Raw genomic sequence first — 20214 nt, forward strand, 5'->3', positions numbered from 1 at the left:
CCCACCAGGCCAAGCGTCTCGCCCGGCATCAGGTCGAACGACAGGCCGTCCACGGCCAGCACCGTGGTGTCATCGCCCTCGAAACAGGTGGTCAGGTCATTCACTTGCAGGACAGGTTGGGATGGCATGCGCGCGCTCCTACAGCTTTTTCGCCAGGCGCGGATCGAGCATGTCGCGCAGCCCGTCGCCCACCAGGTTGACGGCCAGCACGGCCACGCCCAGGAACAGGCCCGGGTAGAGGATGATGTGGAACGCCACCGCGACGAAGTTGCGGCCTTCGGCCATGATGTTGCCCCAGCTGGGAATCTGCGGCGGGATGCCCACGCCCAGGAAGCTCAGCACGGCCTCGGTCAGGATGGCCGAGGCGGCGATGAAGGTGGCCTGCACCATCAGCGGCGCGAACAGGTTGGGCAGGATGTGGCGCAGCAGGATGGCCGGCACGCGGGTGCCGGCGGCCACGGCGGCCTCGATGTAAGGCTGTTCGCGGATGGTCAGCACCAGGGCCCGCACCAGCCGCACCACGCGCGGCACTTCCGGCACCACGATGGCCACGATCACGGTGGCCAGGCCACCCTTGAGCGTGGCCATCAGCGCAATCGCCAGCAGCACGCCGGGGATCGCCATCAGGCCGTCCATGATGCGCATGATCACGGCGTCCAGGTGCCGGAAATAGCCGGCCAGCATGCCCAGCAGCACGCCGCCCGCGGTCGACACCAGCGCGACCACGACGCCGACCAGCAGCGACACCTGCGCGCCCCACAGGGTGCGCGCGTACACGTCGCGGCCCAGCGCGTCGGTGCCGAAGAAGTGTTCGGCAGACGGTGGCTTCATGCGCGCCAGCGGGTTGATGTCTTGCGGATCGATCGAGGTCAGCCAGGGCGCGGCCACGGCGATCACGGCCAGGGCCAGCAGGATCGCGGCGCCGACGTACAGCATGGGATGGCGCCGCAGCGAACGGACGGCGCGCCGCCAGCGCGGGCGCGCCGCGGCCAGGGGCAGGGTGGTGGTGGTCATGGATCGCCCCTTTTCAATAGCGGATACGCGGGTCGAACAGGCGGTAGCTCAGGTCGACCAGCAGGTTGATCAGCACGTAGATGCCCGAGGCCACCAGCAGCACGCCCTGGATCACGGGGTAGTCGTGGCGCAGCACGGCGTCGATGGTCAGCCGCCCCAGGCCGGGAATGGCGAACACGGTTTCGGTGACCACCACGCCGCCGATCAGCAGCGCCACGCCCACGCCGATGGTGGTGACGATGGGATTGGCGGCGTTCTTGAGCGCGTGCCAGACGATCGGCCCGGCCGCCAGGCCCTTGGCGCGGGCGGTGCGGATGTAGTCTTCCGACAGCGCCTCCAGCATGGTGGCGCGGGTCATGCGGGTCAGCAGGGCCATGTACACCAGGCCCAGCGACAGACAGGGCAGCACCAGGTGCCGCAGATAGGGAGCCAGCCCGTCCGCCAGCGGTTTGTAGCCCTGCACCGGCAGCCAGCCCAGCTTGATGGAAAAGCCGTAGACCAGGCTGTAGCCGATCAGGAACACCGGCACCGAGAACGCGCAGACCGCGCCGATCATCACCAGCCGGTCCAGCCATTTGCCGGCGTTCCAGGCCGCCAGCACGCCCAGGGGTATCGCCGCCAGCACGGCGAACAGCATGGTGAAGGTGGCGATCGACAGGGTCGGCCCCATGCGCTGGCCGATCAGTTGCGCCACGGGCATCTGGGTGGCGATGGATGTGCCCAGGTCGCCGGTGGCCAGGTGCCCGACCCAGATGCCGAACTGCGTCAGCAGCGGCTTGTCCAGGCCCAGGTTCTGGCGGATCTTTTCCACGTCCTCGGTGGTGGCGTTGTCGCCCGCGATCACCGCCGCCGGATCGCCCGGCGACAGGTGGATCAGCAGGAACACCACGACCGCGACCACGGCCATGACGGGTATGACGGCCGCGATGCGGCGCAGGATGGTTTTCACGCTGGGTTTCCCCCCGGCCTGGCGCGGCGCGCGCGGAGCGCTTGGCGGCGGCCTGATTGTCCGGGAGCGGGGCGCGCTTGCAGATCACGCGCGGCCCCGCGCCGCATCATGGTTTTTCGACGTTCCACATGACCGGAATGCCGGTCTTCATCAGCTCGGTGTGCGTCAGCCCGCGGATGGCCGACACCGGCTTGAATTCGCCCCACATGACGTAAGGCACCGTCTGGTAGGCGCGCGCCTGCAACTGCGCCGCGATCTCCTTGCGCTTGGCGGCGTCGGGCTCCTGGATCCACTGCGTGCGCAGCGTGTCCAGTTCCTTGTCGCAGGGCCAGCCGGGCAGGCTGTTGCCGCAGGCGGCCGACAGCCATGGATTGGTGACCGGCGTGCTGGCATCGTAGTACCCGCCCCAGGTCAGGAACAGGTTCCAGCCCCCCTGGTCGGGCGGGTCCTTCTTCAGGCGGCGCGCCGCCAGCGAGGCCCAGTCCATGGTCTGCAGGTCGACCTTGAGGCCGGCCTTCTTCATGTTCTGGGTCAGCACCATGACGGCGGGCGCGCTGATGTGGTCGGTGGGGTAGAGCACCACGATCTTCTCGCCCTTGTAGCCGGCCTCCTGCAACAGCTGCCTGGCGCGCGCCAGGTCGGGCTTGGCGTAGGGCGCCGCGCCCGCGTCGCTGGCCAGCGGCGAGCCACAGATGTACAGCGTGGCGCAATAGTCGACCCGGTACTTCTCGGGGTAGCCGATGGCCGACAGCATTTCCTTCTGGTTCACCAGGTAGTACAGCGCCTGGCGCGCCTGCGGCTTGTCGAACGGCGGATGCAGCGCGTTGACGATGGCCATGCCCTGCGTGGCCACCGAGGTGCTCAGCTTGATGTCCGGGTTGCTTTCCAGCACCGGCAGGAAGTCCGGCGTGGTCTGCTCGATCATGTCGACTTCGCCGTTCATCAGCGCCGCCGTGGCGGTGTTGCCGTCGGGAATGTAGATCCACTCGACCCGGTCGACCTTGGCGACCTTGCCGCCGGCCAGGCCGTCGGCCGGTTCGTTGCGCGGCACGTACGCCGGGTTCTTCACGTACACGACCTTGTTGCCGGGCACCCATTCATCGCGCTTGAACAGGAACGGACCGGAGCCGACCATTTCCGTCACGGGCGTGTTGGCGTCGGTCTGCGCCAGCCGCTTGGGCATGATGAAGGGAGGCATGCCGGACGGCTTGGCCAGCGCGTCCAGCACCAGGCCGAAGGGCTGCTTGAGCGTCAGCGAAAAGCTGTCGGGACCGGTCGCGGCCAGTTCCGCGCCCGCCGCCATCAGGGCCTGGCCCAGCGTGTCCTTCTTGGCCCAGCGTTGCAGCGACGCAATGCAGTCCTCGGCCGTGACCGGCGTGCCGTCGTTGAATTTCAGCCCCGGACGCAGCTTGAAGGTCCAGGCCTTGCCGTCGGGCGAGGCGGTCCAGCTTTCGACCATCTGCGGCTTGGGCTGGCCGTGGCTGTCCTGCGCGAACAGGGTGTCGAACACCATGTAGCCGTGGTTGCGCGTGATGTAGGCGGTGTTGAACAGCGGGTCCAGCGTCTTCAGGTCGGCGTGCGGCACCATCCGCAGCGTCTTGCCTTGCGCCTGGGCCGGCTGGCCCGCGGCCAGGCCGAGGGCCAGCAGCGTGGCGGCGCCCAGCAGGCTGAATCGTTTCATCATGGTCATCCCCTTGTTTTCTCCGGTTGCCTGCGTGGGCAATGGGTTGGATATCAGCCCTTGAAGGGCCATTTCGGCAGCTTGCGCTTGGTGAAAGGCAGCGCGTTGTAGTCTTGCGTGATCGCCCCGGGCGTCTCGACATAGATGACGTTGCGGCCGAGCTTCGAGTACGAGGCGTAGAAATGCTGCGACGACTTCGGAATGACCAGCTTCATCGCGCCCAGGTCCACGCCGAACTGCGTGAACAGGTCGGTATCCATGGCCTGGGTGCGGTTGGTGGTCATGACGATGGTCACCCCCTGGCTGCGCACCACGGCCACATCGCCCAGCAGCGCGGGCGTGCCGGCCAGGCCGGTCATGACGGCGTCGCGCTTGAGCGCGACGATCTCACAGGCCAGGTCCAGCGGCTGGCCCGACACCGGCGCCACCTTGCCGCCGATGCGCAGCTTGATCTGCGCGCCTTCGCCGGCCTCGAAACAGAGCTGCACCGCCACCGGATCCCAGAACGGGCCGGTCGCCACGTCCTGGATGCCGCGCGCCAGCACGCGCTCCAGGATGAAGGTGGCGTCGCTGGGCGCGCCGCCGCCGGCATTGTCGGCCGAGTCGGCCAGCACCACCGGGAAGTCGGCCAGCGCCAGCGCCTGGTCCAGGGCTTCGTCGGCGCCGGGATAGGGCGGCGCCAGCTGGTCGCGAAAGCCGATGATCTCTTCGCCCAGCGCGCGTGCCAGCCGTTCGGCCTGGCCGGCGTCGCCATCGGTGTAGACCAGCACCTTGGAACCCATGTCGGGCGTGTCGCCCCATGGGAAGCCGTGGGCGATCGATACCGACAGCACGCCTTCCTTGCCTTCCATCGCCAGCAGGCGGTCGACGAAGCCGCGCATCGGCTCGCGGCTGGTGTGCATGATGGAGATCATCTCGCAGTCGAAGACCGCGCGCGTCGGCTTGATGCGGCCCTCGGCGCGCGCCACGCACAGGTCGACCAGGTCGTAGGCGCGGTCCAGGATGTCGGTGTGCGGATATTCCTTGAAGCACACCAGGAAGTCGGCGCTGTTCACCATGGCGTCGGTCAGGTGGCAGTGCGGATCCAGTTCGGCGCCGATCACCGTGTCGGGGCCGACGATCTCGCGCGCCCGCCGCAGCAGGTCGCCTTCGCAGTCGTCATAGCCGTCAGCCACCATGGCGCCGTGCAGGCCGAACAGCGCGATGTCGACCTTGCCGGCGCGCCGCAGGTCGTCGAGCAATTCGTCGCGCAAGGTCTCGTAGGCGTGGCGCGTGGTCAGGCCGGCCGGCGTCGCGCCCGCCGTCATGCCCTCGATCAGCGTCCAGTCCTTGCCCTGGGCGCGCTGGCGCGCGGCCCACAGCGGGCCGGAGAACATCTGCATGCGGTCCGGGTGCTGGCCGGCCGGGTAGTAGCCGCGCGCCCGATAGGCCGACAGGCCGGTCGGGATGGGGGAAAAGGTATTGGTCTCGGTCGCCAGGGACCCGGAAAAAATCTTCATGCGATCGCTCCGTTCTGGATGGTTGCCTTCAGTCGTTTCCGATATACGCCTGCACTTCGATCTCCACGTCGACGTTCAGGGCCAGGGCCGACGCCACCGTCGAACGCACCGGCAGCGCCGCGCCGAAGAACTCCTTGTAGACCTCGTTGAAACCCGCGAAGTGGCCCATGTCCGACAGCCACACCGTGGCCTTGACCACCTGGTCCAGGCGCGCGCCGCCGGCCGCCAGGCTTTCGACGATGCGCTCGCAGGCCGCGCGGGTCTGGGTCTGGATGTCGCCGCGCACCACCTCGCCGGCGGCGCTCATCGGCACCTGGCCCGAAAGGAACAGGAAGCCGCCGGCCTTCACGGCCCGCGAAAACGGGAACGGCAGGCTGCTGGGCAGGCGCTGGATGGCTTGGCTCATGGAACGGGCTCCTATCGGGAAGGGGAGAAACGGGCCGGCGACAGGCGCGCGGGGTCGACGCCCTGCGCGGTCAGGCTGGCGCTCAACGGCAGGTCGAGCAACAGGTCGGCCGCCAGCTGCGAAACGCCGGCGGCGGACTGGATGCCGTAGCCGCCCTGCGCCGCCAGCCAGAAGAAGGCGGGGCTGGCGCTGTCCCAGCCGATCACGAAATCGCCATCGGCCACGAACGAGCGCAATCCAGCCCAGGTGTGGCGCGGACGGCGGATGGTCAGCGAGGTGGCCGCTTCGATGCGGTAGATGCCGGTGGCCACGTCCAGTTCCTCGGGCACCACGTCATGCGCCGGGACCGGGTCGGCATTGGCGGGCGAGCCGAGCAGTTGGCCTGCGTCGGGCTTGAAATAGAAGCTCTCGTCCACGCCCACCACGGCGGGCCAGTGCGCGAAATCGACGTCGTCCGGCCCGGTGAAGGTGAAGGCGGTGCGGCGGCACGGTTGCAGGCCCACGGGCCGCACGCCGCACAGTTCGGCGGTGTGGTCGGCCCAGGCGCCGGCGGCGTTCACCAGCACGCGCGCCCGCAGCGACTCGCCGCCGGCCAGCGTCAGGGTCCAGGCGCCGTCCTCGAACGTGGCGGTAACGAGTTCGGCGTTGTTGCGCAGCGCCGCGCGCTGGCGCGCCATGCCGCGCAGGAAGCCCTGGTGCAGCGCATGCACGTCGATGTCGCGCGCATCCGGCTCCTCGATCGCGCCGCAAAGCTGGTCGGGCCGCAGGCAGGGCACCCGCGCCAGCGCCTGTTCGGCGTCGATCAGCGTGACGTTGGGCGACTGGCTGCGGAAATCGTCATAGACCTCGCGCAGCAGGTCCTGCTGGCCCGGCGCGGCGATGTACAGCACGCCGCGCGGGCTCAGCAGGGGATGCTCGCAGAAGCCTTGCGGCGGATGTTCGTAGAAATCGCGGCTGGCGCGGGTCAGCGCCTTGATCTGGGCGGTGCCGTAGGTCTCCATGAACATGGCGGCCGAGCGGCCGGTGGAGTGGTAGCCGGGCTGGGCTTCGCGCTCCAGCACCACGACGGAGGCGGACGCGCTCAGGCGGTAGGCCACGGATGCGCCGGCGATGCCGGCGCCGATGACGGCGTAATCGTATAGGGGGTCTGCGGCCATTTTGTCGGAAGCGAGAATTCTCTTATTTGATAATTCTCGAATACGATAGTTGTTTGGCATGGGGCGGGTAATAGGGGTTGTCCCGAGGGCCGGTCCCCGGGCCGCGTAAAATCGCGGCCATGCTTCCCACTCAAGTCATTGTTGCGCTGCTCGTGCTGCAGCTTGCCCTGGTCGTTCCGCTGGTCGCCGTCGTGATCCAGCTGCTGCGCTTGTTCCACTGGCGTTTCCGGGCCGATCCGCAGGCCCGCGGCGAACGCCCGCATTTCACCGGTCCGGTGCTGGCGCTGCTGTTCAGCGCGCTGGCCGCCAGCGACTTCATCGGCTACGAGCCGTTTCCGACGTTGTCGCGCCTGAATCCCGTGCCGCTTGAAGCGCGCGCCTATTTCACGGTGGCGATGCTGGCGCTGGCGGTGTGGTGCTGGGCCTATGCCGGCGCCATCCGCGAGCGCGTGCGCCGGCTGTTCTGAACGCAGCCTTCCCTGGCGGCCGCATCGGGCTGCCGTTCGGATGCGCGGCCCCGGCCCACGTCAGGCAGGTGGGCAGGCTCTAGGCCTCGCGTTTTCAAATCGGTGGCCCGGTCCTAGGCCGCCGCGCTATCGGCCGGTTGCGCCACGCCCGCCACGCCCTCCCGCAGGGATTCCAGCAGCACGCGCTTGTTCTCGCGGCTGCGGTAGGCGTGCTCGCGCATCAGGTTCTCGGCGCGCGCGGCCTCGCGCCGCGTGATCGCGCGCAGCAGGTCCTCGTGGTCCGATTGCGCCCGCAGCACGAAGGGCGTCTCCAGCAGGGAAGGGGTGGACGGCAGCGTCAGCGCGGCGGGGCCGGCCAGCGGCGTCTTGTTGTTGTGTTCCAGCGCCGACAGCAGGGCGCGGTTGCCGGCCGCTTCGCACAGGATCTCGTGGAAGCGGCGGTTGATCTGCCCCCCAGGCGCGCGCATCCACCGTGGCCTTGGGGTCGCGGCGCGCGCCAACCCGGACGGCTATACGCTGTCCTACGGCACCAACGGCACCCAGGCCACCAACCACTGGCTCTACAAGTCGCCGGGATACGCGCCGGGCGACTTCGAGCCGGTCTCGCGCTTCACCGTCATCGCGGCCGCGCTGGTGGTCAACGCCACCGACGAGCGCTTCAAGTCGCTGGCGCAGCTGCTGGCCTACGCCAAGTCGCACCCGGGCGAACTGACCTGTGGCTCGGCCGGCAACGGCACCTCGTCGCACCTGGCCTGTGAACTGCTGAACCAGATGGCCGGGGTCAAGATCATGCACATCCCGTACAAGGGCGGCAGCGCCGCCATGACCGACCTGCTGGGCGGGCGCATTTCGCTGCTGATCGACGTCATGCCGAACGTGTCGGGGCAGATCGCCGCGGGCAAGCTGCGCGCGCTGGGCGTGACCACGCCGCAGCGCGTTGCGTCGAATCCCGACATCCCGACCTTGAGCGAGGCCGGCGTCAAGGGCTACGAGTTCTTCGCCTGGGACGGGCTGTATGCGCCCAAGGGCACGCCCGCCGCCATTCTCGACAAGCTGAACGCCGCCGTGAACCGCGCGCTGCAACGCCCCGAGGTGAAGCAGGCGCTGGAATCGCGCGGCGCGATCCCGTCGCCGACCTCGCGCCAGTCGCTGGCCGAATTCGGCGCCGAGGAATACACGCGGCTCGGCAAGGTCGTGAAAACGGCCGGCGCCGCCATCGACTGACGCGCCGCCGGGAATCCGCGCCGGCAGGGCGCGGGTTCCCATGCCGTAAAGGGGGCAGGGCGGCCCCGTCCTCACAACGCCGGCTTGACCACCATCAGGAAATACACCGCCACCATCGCCAGGAACGCCGGGTAGCCCAGCCATTCCCAACAGCGCGCAAAGCGCCAGTAGCGCGCCGGCAGCGCCGTGGCGCCGGCCGTGTGGGCGCGGGCGGCCATCTTCGCCATTTCGTACTGCAACCACACCACCGGCAGCCAGCAGGCGCCGGCCAGCAGGTACAGCCCGATCGACACGGCGATCCACGGCGTGGTCCAGCTCCAGCCCGCCGCGTGCGCCAGCCACAGGCCGGTCAGCGGCTGCGCCACCACGGCGGGCGTGGTGAACCACAGGTCGGCCCGCACCACCAGGCGCGAGACCGCCGCGATCGCCGGCACCGAGCCGCTGCGGTTGGCGAAGAACAGGTAGAACGCGGTGCCAAAACCGGTGCCGACCAGCAACACCGACGACAGGATATGCAGGGTCTTGATCGTGAGATAGGCGTTCATGATTGGGTTTCCTCGCTGAACAGGATGAATAGGAGCGCGACGACGGCGACGTTCTTCAGGAGCGGGCCGAACGGATGCCACAGGAATTCCGGCAAAGCCACCGCGATCACCGCGGAATAGCCCAGCACCAGGGCAAGCTGCGCGGCCCACAGCCGCCGGCCGGGTCGCCAGAGCGTGGCGACGCCGAACACGGCGTCCAGCGTGGCGGCCAGGTACAGCGCCGCCACGGCCCCCGGGCCGTGCAGGCCGACCCGCGCCAGCAGCGCCAGGCTGTCGCCGGTCGGGTAGATGAAGGCGCTGCACAGCGCGGTCCACAGCCAGATCAGCGCCAGCGCGCCGCGCAGCAGGGCGGGGCGCCAGGCCGCCAGGGCCTGCTGGCGCAGGGCGGACGCTTCGTCCGGACCGATGAAGGCGTCGATGCCGGCGGGCGGGCGTCCCAGCGCCCGCGCCGTGGCCGCCGGATCGCCGCTGTTGCCGGCGCGCAGCATGCGCCAGGTATCGCGCGTCAGGATCGAGCCGGGCAGACGGTCGCACAGCGCCGCGGTCCCGGCGACCAGCGCACCCGGCGCGGTCAGCGTCCACGCTGGCGCAAAGCCCATTGATGTGCGATAGACCGCCAGCATGCGCTTGAAGGTGACCTCGGTGTCGCCCACCAGATCGAGCACCGCAGGCGCGTCGACCGCGCCGTTGACCAGGCGGACCACGATCTCGGCCAGGTCGTCGATGTGGATCGGACGCAGCGGCTGGCAGCCGCCGGCGGGCAGGGCATGCAGCGGCAGCGACGCCAATGCGCGAAAAAAGCGCGCCGACTCGCCTTGGGCGCCGTACACCAGCGCCGGCCTCAGGATGTGGTGGGCAATGGGCAGCGTGCGCAGATGGTCGTCGGCGGCGCGCTTGCTGCGGAAGTAAGCGGTGTCGCCGCCCTCGGCGCCCAGCGCCGACACTTGCAGCACCTGCCTGACGCCGGCCTGCGCGGCCGCCTCGAACAGCGCCACCGGGGCAAGGTGATGAAGCCGGTCGAAATCGCCGCGGTCGCCTTCGCGCAGGATGCCGACCGCGTTGATGACAACGTGGATGCCGCGCAGGCGGTCGACCCAGGCGGCCGGCGTCGTATCGACGCGATAGTCCACTGCGATCTCGTCGGCATGCCGCGCCCGCCGCACGCCCTTGAGGACCCGATGCCCGTCGCGCGCCAGCGCCTGGCACAACGCGTGGCCAATAAAGCCATTGGCACCGCATACCAGAATGTTCATGTGATCCGCCTCCGGCCGCATCGACCGCTTGGTTCTTTTATTTCTGTTATTTTTGTATAGACAGAAATAACAGGCCAAAAAAATGGCGGGACACGCGGTCCCGCCACGCCCTCACGCCTTGGTGCGGCGCATGGTCTTGCTGATCTTGGCCCCCATGCCCAGCGTCTTCATCAGCGTCTCGGGCTTCATGCGCAGCATTTCATCGGACCAGGTGGTGAGGATTTCCAGGAACGCCAGCGTCTCGCGCACGCGCTGCGCGGTCAGCGGGGTTTCGTCGGCCATCTCGGGGCTGGCGAGGGTGTCGCGCAGCATCGACAGGGTGGGGTCGATCTCGCGCTGGCGCCGGCCTTCGACGATCAGCTTGAACAATTCCCAGATGTCGGTGGAGGTCTCGAAATGGTCGCGGCGGTCGTCCATGACATGCACCACCTTGGCCAGCCGCCACGCCTGCAGTTCCTTGAGGCTGTTGCTGACGTTCGAGCGCGCCACGCCCAGCGTTTCGGCGATTTCCTCGGCGGGCGCGGGCCGGCCCAGCAGGTAGAGCAGGGCGTGGATCTGCGCCACGGTGCGGTTCACGCCCCAGCGCGAGCCCATTTCGCCCCAGTGGAGGATGAAGCGTTCGGCGATCGGAGTCAGTTTCATGCGGCCAATGTAGGTATTTCTGTTATTTCTGTCAAGACAGAAATAACAGAAATAGGCGCGATCCGCTAAGCTCGCGGCATGAACCCACGCGACTATCAATCCGCCTTGCGGCGTGAACTCGATGCCCACACCGACGCCGCGCTGCGCGTGCTGGCCGGCCTGTTCCCGCGCCTGCCCGAAAAAGCGCGCGAGATCCAGTTCGGCATCTTCCCCGACCAGGACGGCGAGGGCACGTTTTCCGTCGTCATCGGCCTGGACGGGCCCGACCTGTACGTGCTGAACAAGGCCATCGAAGGCCATCGGCACCTGTTCGACGTGGTGCACGGCGAAACCGGCCTGACGCCGCCGGTGCCGATGTTCGCGCGCGACCCCGGCTTCTGCGTGCAGGACGCCATCGCCGACACCGCGGCCGACTGGATCGAGGCCTTGTGGGAACGGGGCGGCCGCGCGGTGTCGCCGCTGCCGGCCTGCATCTATGCGGACGAGGACTACGGCACGACCACGCCGCGCCGCCTGTCGGCGGACGCGGCGCCGGCCTTGCGCTGAGCCGGCCGGCGCGCCGCGCGCCTTGTTGGGACGCGCCTTGTTGGGACGTGCCTTGTCGGGACGCGACCTGTTCAGACGCCTTGTGCGGACCTGCCTTATTCGGCCTTGGCTTGCGCCAGCGCGCGCTGCACCGCCGGGCGCGCCGCGACCCGCGCCAGGTAGGCGGTCAGCGCCGGGAAGCGCGCCAGATCCACGCCGTCGCCCTCCAGCCAGCTGCCGATGGTGTAGAGATAGGCGTCGGCCACGCTGAAGCGTTCGCCCAGCGCCCACGGCCCGGCGATCTGCGATTCCAGGTAAGCGGCCACGGCCGTCATGGTTTCCGGCACTTTGGCGCGCATGGCCTCGTGCGCCGCCGGGTCGTCGGCCCAGCGCGCGCCGCGCCGCTTGTGCGCATGCGCCACGTGGGCGGTGGACGCCAGGTAGCTGTTCAGTTCCTGCAGGCGCGCGAACGCGAACGGATCGTCCAGCGGCGCCAGCCCGGCCGCCGGGAAGCGCTGCGCGACGAACGCCAGCAGCGCCGGGGTCTCGGTCAGCACGCCATGCTCGGTGGCCAGCGCCGGCACCCGCCCCTTGGGATTGACGCGCAGGAATTCCGGGCTCTGCTGCTGGCCCGCGCCGAAATCCAGCTTGACGACGTCGAATTCGGCGCCGGCTTCCTGCAAGGCGATGTGGGTGGCCAGGGCGCAGGTGCCCGGCGCGGTATAGAAGGTCCAACGAGACATGGCGTCCTCTTGGTGAAGGGAGGTGAAGGAAGGGTGAAGCGCAAAGCCAGGCGGCCATTATCGCCAGAACCCCCGCCGCCGCCTACGGTTCGTGCCGTGCGCGGGCGGCAAGGTCGGACGGATTGCCCGATCCCGGGTCAAATGCGGCCGCCGATTCAGGGCGCGGTCAGCGCCGTCAGCGCGCCCGCGCCGCCAGCGGCGTGCGCGCCAGGAAGCGCTCGAACGCCTCCAGGTAGGCGGTCTCGGCCGCGCTCAGCTTGCGCTGCCGGTGCCAGGCCAGGTACACGTCGATCTCGGCCACGCTCTCGTTGGGCGGCAGGCGGCGCAATTCGCCGTTGACCACGTCGGGCACGATCAGGTGTTCCGGCAGGAAGCTCAGGCCGATGCCCGCCACCACCATGCGCCGCACTTCCTCGATGTGCGGCGAGGTGCCGACGATGCGGCCGGTGAAGCCCTGCTGGTCGCGGAAGATGGTCAGCGGCGACAGCGTGTCGCCGATCTGGTCGCTGGCGAAACAGACGAAGTTCTGGTCCATCAGGTCTTCGATGCCCACCCGCGGCCGCGAGAACAGCGGATGGCGCCGGCCACAGACCACCGCGTAATGGTGGCGCAGGAACAGCCGGCGCTCCAGCGCCTCGACCGGCTTGCGGCACAGGCACAGGCCCAGCGCGGGCACCCGCTTGGAAAGGGCGTCGAGGATGTCGGCGCTGGGCAGCACCTCGATGTGGAATTCGATGCGGGGATGGCGCTGGTGGAAGTCGGCCAGGAAGTCGTCGTAGGCCGCGCTCTGGATGCGGCTCATGACCAGCAGCCGCAGCGTGCCGGCGACCTCGTGCCGGTCCTGCAGCGCGGCGGTCTCGATGCGCGCCATGGCGCCGTACATGTCGCGGGCGATGGCGTAGATTTCTTCGCCCAGCCCGGTCAGGCGGAATTCGCCATTGCGCCGGTGCAGCAGCATGCCGCCGACCGCATCCTCCAGCCGTTTCAAGGCCTGGCTCACCGCCGGCTGGCTCAGGTGCAGCGCCTGCGCCGCCCGGCCCACGCCGCGCGCCTGCACCACGAACATGAAGGTGCGCAGCAGGTTCCAGTCCATGCGCTCAGGCGCGAGCGACAGGGCGTGGGCGGGGCGGACGGGGGCAGGGCACATGGCGGCGTGGCGGATTCCGGCGAAAGGACAGGGCCGGTATCCGTCCGCCGCGCCGGCCCCGTGATCAGGTTCCGGCCAGCCCCGCGAAGAAGCGCGCGGCGTTCGATTCCAAGCCCTCGATATAGTAGCCGCCTTCCTGCACGATCAAGGTCGGCAGCTTGAGCCCGGCGACTTCGCGCCCGAGCCGTTCGAAGCCGTCTTCCGACACCGCCACCATGGCCTGCGGATCCTTCTCGAAGATGTCGAAGCCCAGCGACAGCACCAGCGCGTCCGGCTGGAACCGCTCGATCGCGGCGCGCGCTTCGCGCAGGCGGTCGAAGAACACCGACTCGGGCGAGCCGTGCGGCATCGGCAGGTTGAGGTTGTAGCCTTCGCCTTCGCCCGCGCCGCGCTCGTCCTCGAAGCCGGCGACCACCGGATAGAAGTTCTCGGGATCGCCGTGGATCGACACGTACAGCACGTCGCTGCGCTCGTAGAAGATGTCCTGGATGCCCTGGCCATGGTGCATGTCCGTGTCCAGGATGGCGACGCGCCCATAGGTGCCGCGCAGGCGCTGCGCGGCGATGGCGGCGTTGTTCAGGTAACAGAAGCCGCCGGCCGCGTCGCGGCGCGCATGGTGGCCTGGCGGACGGCACAGGGCATAGGCATGGCGGTCGCCGGCCGCGATGCGGTCGGCGCCGGCGATGGCGCACTGCGCCGACCAGTACGCCGATTGCCAGGTGTTCGGGCCCACCGGGCAGCTGCCGTCGGCCAGGTAGCGCGCGGCCTGCGCCAGCACGCCGCGCAAGGCGTTGGGCTCGCGCACGAAGACATTGGAGACCACCTCGTCGCCCCAGTCATCGGGCAGCTTCTTCCATTCGGCGTGCGCCTCGCGCAAGAAGCGCAGATAGGCCGGCGTGTGCACCGCTTCGAGCGGGGCCTGGCCGTGGTCGGGCGGCGCCTGCACGTCGAAGCCCAGGTTGCGCGCCGCCTGCGCCAACGCGTCCAGGCGCGATGGCACTTCCTGCGGCGTGCGCATCTTGCCACGCGAGAAATAGGTCTGCGGATGGTGCAATTTCTGATCGTCGTGGAAATACGCCTTCATGCTCGATGGCCCTCGGGTTGGAATTGGACATGGCGCCGGCCATGGGCGCCCAGCGCCAGCACGGATACCAGGGAAAGCAGCGAAATCACCGAGAACAGCACGGCCAGCGGCCACCACTGGCCCTTGAAGTTCTCGGCCAGCACCGTGCCCAGCATCGGCGTCAGGCCGCCGAAGATGGCGCCCGACAACTGGTAGGCCATGGAAATCCCGGTGTAGCGGATCGCGGTGGGAAAGCTGTCGCTGACGAAGCCGGCGATCACCGCATAATAGGCGCCCATGAACAGCACCGCCACGCCGATGCCCAGCGTGATCGCGGACAGCGAGCCCAGGTCCACCAGGTTGAACATGGCGTATGGCGTGAACACCGACACCAGCGCCATCGTCGCCAGAAAGCGCAGGTTGCCGACGCGGCTGGCGATATAGGCCGCCAGCGGCGTGATGAAGAACTGCATGATCGACACCACCAGCAGGCAGTCCAGGATCACCGCGCGGTTCAGGCCGACGTACTGCGTGGTGTAGGCGATCATGAAGGTGCTGGTGAAGTAGAACCCGGCGATGCCCAGCACGTTGGCGCCCACGGCCAGCGCCAGTAGCCCGGGCGCGCCCGTCAGCACTTGCGCCAGCGGCGCGCGGGCCGGCTTGGCGCGCTGCGCCTGGGCCTGCTTTTCTTCCAGGAAGTCGGGCGATTCATTGACGCTCAGGCGGATCACGAAACCCACCACCAGCAACACCGCCGAGAACAGGAACGGCACGCGCCAGCCCCAGGTCAGGAAAGCGGCGTCGTCCAGGCCGGTCACCAGCTTGAACATCAGCATCGACAGGATCAGGCCGGCCGGGCTGCCCAGCTGCGCGAACGAGGCAAAGAAGGTGCGCTTGCTCTTGTCGGGCGAGTGTTCGCCCGCCATCAGCACCGCGCCGCCCCATTCGCCGCCAACCGCCACGCCCTGCACGATGCGCAGCAGCACCAGCAGCACCGGCGCCCAGACGCCGATCGAGGCGTAGGTCGGCAACAGGCCGATCAGGACTGTCACGCTGCCCATCATCAACAGCGTGATGACCAGCGATTTCTTGCGGCCGATGCGGTCGCCGATATGGCCGAACAGCGCGCCGCCCAACGGCCGCGCGAAAAAGCCCACGGCAAAGGTGCCAAAAGCCGCCAGCGTGCCGTAGAAGCCCGTGGCCGATGGAAAGAACAGTTTGCCGAACACCAGCGCGGCGGCGGTGGCGTAGATGTAGAAGTCGTACCACTCGATCATCGTGCCGATGAATGCGGCGGTCGACGCGCGCACCGGCTGGTGGCCCGTCCTGGAATTTCCCCTCATGGTTTTCTCTCTGTAGGTAGGTCGAGGTTTACTGCGTAGACCGTTATACGCGTGCCCTCGCCATAAGAAAAATTCTGAATTCTTATCCGCGAAATTCAGCGAATTTATGAGTGAAAACCCTAGTATTGAGCGACGATGCGCGCAGAACCGCCCGCGTCCGTCTCGCGCTCCGAGATTGGCGCAGCGGTTCAGCGGGATCGTGGAGCGCCCCGTACGCCCCCCTAAAGCGGGCGGCAGGCATGGACGCGCCTCAGCGCGCCGGCTGCCAGTCGCGCCGGCAATTGGCCAGCGGGCGCAGTTCGTTGGCCGCCGCCAGGCGCAAGGACGGCTTGGCCCCGGCCACGTAGACCAGATTGCGCGACCGCCACACGGCCAGCTCGGCATACGGCACCTGGGCCGACGAAGCGCTGCCGGTACCCCAGAAATCCATGCTCGGCGCATCCAGGCAGGCATCGCCCGCGGCCACGCTGGCCAGCTCGCGGCCAGTGGCCAGGTCCACCGCGCGAAAGCGCACGGGCGTCGGCCGCTGGCGCAGCTCGGCGGCGATCACCACCGGCGTGCCGTCGGCCGTCTGGCCCACGCTGGCCGGCTTGACGGTCTGCACCTCTTGGCCGCGCGGCACCAGCAGGAAGGCCACGCCATTGTCGATATCCAGCAGGCGGCCGGGTCCCAGCCTCACGGCCTGGAATGGTTCGTGGCGGATCAGCGTGGTCTCGTACCAGCCGTTTTCGTAGCGCGTCCAGCCGGGTTCGCCGGCGTCCAGGAACACCTGGCCGCCGATGCTGTCGCCGTCGCCTTCCTTCTGCACCGGGATGTCGGTGATGCGCAGATCGCCGCCGCCGACATCCAGGTACAGCAGGTTGCCGTGGCCGGAGGTGCGGGTGACGAAGGCCAGCACCCCGTGCGGGTTGATCGGCTTGGCGGGGCCGCAGAAGTAGTCGCGCGCGCGGCGCGGGTCGCCCGCCGGTAGGAAACGCTCGCCCAGCTTGACGCCCTTGCCGCAGAGCGGCTGGCGCTGGTAGGCCAGGGTGTATTGGCTGGCGTTGCGCCGCCTGCCTTCCTGGTAGTCCTGGAAGCCGATGTCGGTCTCTTCGACCCGCAGCCCCTTGTCGTTGTAGAGGGTGCGGGCCTGCAGCGGGCCGGCCAGCGCGGCCAGGGCCAGCGACATCAGGGCGGCGGCCATGGGCGGCCGCAGGCAAGCCAGGGGATTGTGCATGTCTCTTGTCATCATCCGATAGCCGATGGGGCACCTTAGCACAGTGACCGGGGCGGCCGACGCGAAGAGGCAAAAGCGGGGCAAGGCGGCCGCCGGCGCGAATGCCGCCGGCCGCCGTACAAAAAAAACCCTCCCGGAAAGGGAGGGCGGGGCAGGCCGCTACAGCGCCTGCATCTCGGTGTTGGCATTGCGCCCCGGCGCCGGCTGGGCCGGCGCGTTGGTGGCCGGGGCCGTGGGCGCGGCGGCGGGCGCCGCGCCCGGCACCGGCACTTCCACGTACGGCAGGTGCAGCACCTGGCTCGTCATGGCGCGGATCTGGTTGGTCAGCGCCGGACTGTCGTTGAGCTTCTGGCCATACGACGGAATGATCTCCTTCAGGCGCGCCTTCCAGCCCGCTTCCATCTGCTGCGGGAAGGCCTTGGCCAGCAGATTCAGCATGATGGGCGGCGAGGTCGAGGCGCCGGGCGAGGCGCCCAGCAGCGCGGCGATGGTGTTGTCCTTGTCGGTCACGACTTCGGTGCCGAATTGCAGGATCGCGCCTTTTTCCGGATCGCGCTTGATGACCTGCACCCGTTCACCGGCCGTCACCAGGCGCCAGTCTTCGCGCTTGGCCTGCGGGAAGTACTTGAGCAGTTGGGCGTGGCGGTCCGCGTCGGTCAGTTGCGCCTGGTCCACCAGGTACTTGACCAGGTCCAGGTTCTCCAGGCCCACGTCCACCATGCTGGCGACGTTGTTGTGGTTCACGGACGAGAACAGGTCGAAGGCCGAGCCCTGCTTGAGGAACTTGGTGGTGGCCAGCGCGAACGGGCCGAACAGCACCACCGGCTTGCCGTCGAGCTTGCGCGCGTCCAGGTGCGGCACCGACATCGGCGGCGAATCGGTATCGGCCATGCCGTAGGCCTTGACCTCGTGGCGGCCGGCGATGGCCGGCGCGTCGAAGGCCAGGAACTGGCCGCCCACCGGGAAGCCGGCGTAGTTCTTCGACTCGGGAATGCCGGACAACTGCAGCACCTTGAGCGAGGCACCGCCCGCGCCGATGAAGACGAAGCGCGACTTCACCGTGCGCTCCTGGTTGGTCTTGAGGTCCTTGACCGTGACGTTCCAGGTCTTGTCGCCGTTCTGGCGCAACGCCGTGACCTCATGCTGCAGTTGCAGCTTGAAGTTGGGGTTGCGCTGCAGGCCCTGGGTCAGCTGGTTGGTGATGACGCCGAAGTTCACGTCGGTGCCCAGCGGCATGTAGGTGGCGGCGACCTTTTGGCTGGCGTCGCGGCCTTCCATCAGCAGCGGCGCCCACTGGCGGATCCGCGCCGGGTCGGTGGAATACTCCATGCCGTAGAACAGCGGGCTCTTGACCAGGGCATCGCGGCGCTTGCGCAGGTACTCGATGCGGTCATCGCCCCAGACGAAGCTCATGTGGCCGGTCGGATTGATGAAGTCCGACGGCTGGCCGAGGCGGCCGGTCTTGACCTGGTGCGCCCAGAACTGGCGCGAGATCTCGAACTGTTCGGCGATGTTGATGGCCCGCTTGATGTCGACCGAACCGTCGGGCATCTCGGGGGTGTAGTTCAGCTCGGCGAAGCCCGAGTGGCCGGTCCCCGCATTGTTCCAGCCATTGGAGCTTTCGAGCGCCACGCCGTCCAGGCGTTCGAACAGTTCGACGCGCCAGTCCGGCTGCAATTCCTGCAGGTAGGTGGCGAGCGTCACGCTCATGATGCCGCCGCCGACGAGCACGGCGTCCAGGGGCTTGTCATTGTCCGGCGCCGGGACCGAACGTTGGTGCAGCGGCCAGTACAGGAACAGGGCGACCGCGATCACCACCGTCACCACCAGGCTGCCCAGGATCTTGAGAAACTTTCTCATGGGTATTAGACCTTACGGTTCAAAGGATTATGTTGTTGTAGTTATCGGCACTTCAGGGAAAAGGACGTAGGCACCTCCGGGCGGAAAAAATACGCAAACGGTTTCCCGGCCGTCCAGGGCGTCAGGCCGGGACGGGCGATTGCGGGGAACATCATGGAATGGGAGCCTGACCGGTCCGGCACGCGGCCGGGGCGACGCGTCTGCCGACGGGCGCGCGGGGGTCAGGTCATGCGCGCAGGCCAAAGCCTAGCCGAAGCGGGCTCATCAAGCCGCAATACCCGGGTCGCGGGCATTGGCTTGGGCGCAATACGCGTTGCGTTGCGATTGTAAACAAATTGCGGTTGCGAGGCCGGCGGGCAACGGGCTGGGACGGCGCCTCGCCATCCTCACCACATCTTCGGGCGTTTCGACTGATACCGGACCGGCCGCGCGGACCGGCCCTGCCGGCTCACCTGGCCCGGCAAGGCGCCAGCAGGCGGCACGCGCCGGATGCTGGCTGGCGCGCGGCAACCGCCCGCCACCACGGCGATCCCGGATGTGGCGCGGCCAGGTCCAGCCGTTCGCCCATCTCCGGCGTGGCCAGCGCCACTCCGCGCTCCGCGGCAAGCGCGGCGATGCGTTCGAACGGTTCCTGCCAGGCGTGCATGGCCAGGTCGAAGGTGCCGTTGTGGATCGGCAGCAGCCAGCGGCCGCGCAGGTCCAGGTGGGCCTGCAGCGTTTCCTCGGGCTGCATGTGGACGAAAGCCCAGCGCTTGTCATAGGCGCCGGTTTCCATCAGCGTCAGGTCGAACGGACCGAAGGCGTCGCCGATGGCCTTGAAGCCATCGAAATAGCCGCTGTCGCCGCTGAAGAAGATCCGCATCCCGGCGTCGTCGATGACCCAGGAGGCCCACAGGCTGCGGTCGCCGTCGGTCAGGCCGCGGCCGGAGAAATGCTGGGCCGGGGTGGCCGTCAGGCGCAGGCCTTCGACCTCGGTCGACTGCCACCAGTCCAATTGCTCGACCTTGGCCGGATCGACGCCCCAGGCGATCAACTGGTCGCCCACGCCCAGCGGCGCGATGAAGCGGCCGGTGCGGGCCGCCAGCCGGGTCACGGCGGCGCGGTCGAGGTGGTCATAGTGGTTGTGCGACAGGATCACGCCGGCGATCGGCGGCAGGTCGTCCAGGGCGATGGGCGGCGCGTGGAAACGCGCCGGGCCGGCCCACTGCACCGGAGACGCCCGCTCGGAGAACACTGGATCGGTCAGCCAGTAGCGGCCGCGCAGCTTCAGCAGGATGGTCGAATGGCCCAGCCGGAACAGGCTGCGGTCGGGCGCGGCGCCGAGCGCGGCGCGGGTAAGCGGCCGCACCGGGATCGGCTGGCCGGGCACGGTGCCCGCCGGCTTGCCAAACAGGAAGGCCCAGGTCAGTTTCAGCCCCTGCCAAAAGCCCATGGAGGGGCGCGGGCGGGCATTGTGGAAGCGGCCGTCGCGGTGATGCGG

At 68.6% G+C, this 20214-nt stretch carries 20 protein-coding genes; 3 read left to right on the forward strand and 17 right to left on the reverse strand.

Translation table 11 applies throughout. The features are described 5' to 3' along the window. Positions 1–138: 138 nt before the first annotated feature. The 6 genes from DK459_RS15055 to DK459_RS15080 form a co-directional block, all read right to left on the reverse strand. The gene (locus tag DK459_RS15055) at positions 139–1014 is read right to left on the reverse strand and encodes an ABC transporter permease (RefSeq protein WP_110134843.1); all 876 of its coding nucleotides are present in this window, start codon (positions 1012–1014) and stop codon (positions 139–141) included. A gap of 13 nt (positions 1015–1027) precedes the next feature. After that, positions 1028–1963 carry an ABC transporter permease gene (locus DK459_RS15060; RefSeq protein WP_110134844.1) on the reverse strand — a complete coding sequence of 312 codons (936 nt, stop codon included), beginning with the start codon at positions 1961–1963 and terminating at the stop codon, positions 1028–1030. A gap of 106 nt (positions 1964–2069) precedes the next feature. Further along, complete coding sequence (locus DK459_RS15065; RefSeq protein ID WP_165596188.1) at positions 2070–3647, reverse strand: ABC transporter substrate-binding protein; 1578 nt, start codon at positions 3645–3647, stop codon at positions 2070–2072. Positions 3648–3697: 50 nt separating this feature from the next. Next, positions 3698–5143 carry a M81 family metallopeptidase gene (locus tag DK459_RS15070; protein ID WP_054443398.1) on the reverse strand — a complete coding sequence of 482 codons (1446 nt, stop codon included), beginning with the start codon at positions 5141–5143 and terminating at the stop codon, positions 3698–3700. A gap of 28 nt (positions 5144–5171) precedes the next feature. Next, positions 5172–5549 carry a RidA family protein gene (locus tag DK459_RS15075; RefSeq protein WP_006384223.1) on the reverse strand — a complete coding sequence of 126 codons (378 nt, stop codon included), beginning with the start codon at positions 5547–5549 and terminating at the stop codon, positions 5172–5174. 11 nt (positions 5550–5560) lie between these two features. Further along, positions 5561–6706, reverse strand: coding sequence for an FAD-binding oxidoreductase (locus DK459_RS15080; protein WP_110134845.1), 1146 nt, complete (start codon positions 6704–6706; stop codon positions 5561–5563). 119 nt (positions 6707–6825) lie between these two features. Here DK459_RS15080 and DK459_RS15085 point away from each other — a divergent pair, with 119 nt between their 5' ends. Continuing rightward, positions 6826–7173, forward strand: coding sequence for a hypothetical protein (locus DK459_RS15085; RefSeq protein ID WP_110134846.1), 348 nt, complete (start codon positions 6826–6828; stop codon positions 7171–7173). A gap of 113 nt (positions 7174–7286) precedes the next feature. Here the strand turns inward: DK459_RS15085 and DK459_RS15090 are convergent, their stop codons facing one another. After that, a complete protein-coding gene (locus DK459_RS15090) occupies positions 7287–7640 on the reverse strand; it encodes an FCD domain-containing protein (RefSeq protein WP_227739925.1) in 354 nt (117 codons plus the stop codon). Here DK459_RS15090 and DK459_RS15095 point away from each other — a divergent pair. Beyond that, positions 7615–8397 carry a tripartite tricarboxylate transporter substrate binding protein gene (locus tag DK459_RS15095; RefSeq protein ID WP_020927675.1) on the forward strand — a complete coding sequence of 261 codons (783 nt, stop codon included), beginning with the start codon at positions 7615–7617 and terminating at the stop codon, positions 8395–8397. The genes DK459_RS15090 and DK459_RS15095 overlap by 26 nt on opposite strands. 71 nt (positions 8398–8468) lie before the next feature. Here DK459_RS15095 and DK459_RS15100 read toward each other — a convergent pair whose 3' ends face one another. The 3 genes from DK459_RS15100 to DK459_RS15110 form a co-directional block, all read right to left on the reverse strand. Continuing rightward, on the reverse strand, positions 8469–8942 hold the full coding sequence (locus DK459_RS15100) for a DUF2269 domain-containing protein (protein WP_006384359.1): 474 nt from the start codon (positions 8940–8942) through the stop codon (positions 8469–8471). Next, a complete protein-coding gene (locus DK459_RS15105; RefSeq protein ID WP_050807690.1) occupies positions 8939–10195 on the reverse strand; it encodes an SDR family oxidoreductase in 1257 nt (418 codons plus the stop codon). The genes DK459_RS15100 and DK459_RS15105 overlap by 4 nt, the downstream gene beginning before the upstream one ends. A gap of 111 nt (positions 10196–10306) precedes the next feature. Beyond that, entirely contained in the window at positions 10307–10837 is a 531-nt protein-coding gene (locus tag DK459_RS15110; protein WP_006384361.1) for a GbsR/MarR family transcriptional regulator, read from the reverse strand. A gap of 78 nt (positions 10838–10915) precedes the next feature. On the opposite strand from DK459_RS15110, the gene DK459_RS15115 reads away from it, so the two are divergent. Then, complete coding sequence (locus DK459_RS15115; protein ID WP_024068866.1) at positions 10916–11383, forward strand: DUF6389 family protein; 468 nt, start codon at positions 10916–10918, stop codon at positions 11381–11383. A 95-nt stretch (positions 11384–11478) separates the two neighbouring features. Here DK459_RS15115 and DK459_RS15120 read toward each other — a convergent pair whose 3' ends face one another. The 7 genes from DK459_RS15120 to DK459_RS15150 all read right to left on the reverse strand — a co-directional run. After that, a complete protein-coding gene (locus DK459_RS15120; RefSeq protein ID WP_006384363.1) occupies positions 11479–12105 on the reverse strand; it encodes a glutathione S-transferase family protein in 627 nt (208 codons plus the stop codon). 175 nt (positions 12106–12280) lie between these two features. Continuing rightward, positions 12281–13252, reverse strand: coding sequence for a LysR family transcriptional regulator (locus DK459_RS15125; RefSeq protein ID WP_006384364.1), 972 nt, complete (start codon positions 13250–13252; stop codon positions 12281–12283). 64 nt (positions 13253–13316) lie between these two features. Further along, on the reverse strand, positions 13317–14336 hold the full coding sequence (locus tag DK459_RS15130) for a histone deacetylase family protein (protein WP_053500662.1): 1020 nt from the start codon (positions 14334–14336) through the stop codon (positions 13317–13319). After that, positions 14333–15658 carry an MFS transporter gene (locus DK459_RS15135; protein ID WP_035181302.1) on the reverse strand — a complete coding sequence of 442 codons (1326 nt, stop codon included), beginning with the start codon at positions 15656–15658 and terminating at the stop codon, positions 14333–14335. Before DK459_RS15135 ends, DK459_RS15130 begins: the two co-directional genes overlap by 4 nt. Before the next feature lie 250 nt (positions 15659–15908). Continuing rightward, positions 15909–16874: a hypothetical protein gene (locus tag DK459_RS15140; protein WP_054443389.1), complete on the reverse strand. Its 966-nt coding sequence runs from the start codon at positions 16872–16874 to the stop codon at positions 15909–15911. A 159-nt stretch (positions 16875–17033) separates the two neighbouring features. After that, positions 17034–18734 (reverse strand): malate dehydrogenase (quinone), encoded by a 1701-nt coding sequence (mqo, locus tag DK459_RS15145; protein ID WP_049053977.1) that lies wholly within the window; start codon positions 18732–18734, stop codon positions 17034–17036. Between the two features lie 448 nt (positions 18735–19182). Beyond that, on the reverse strand, positions 19183–20214 hold a 1032-nt coding region (locus tag DK459_RS15150; protein WP_110134896.1), incomplete at its 5' end, for an MBL fold metallo-hydrolase.

It is taken from the genome of Achromobacter sp. RW408 (assembly GCF_003184165.1).
GTDB lineage: Bacteria > Pseudomonadota > Gammaproteobacteria > Burkholderiales > Burkholderiaceae_B > Achromobacter > Achromobacter xylosoxidans.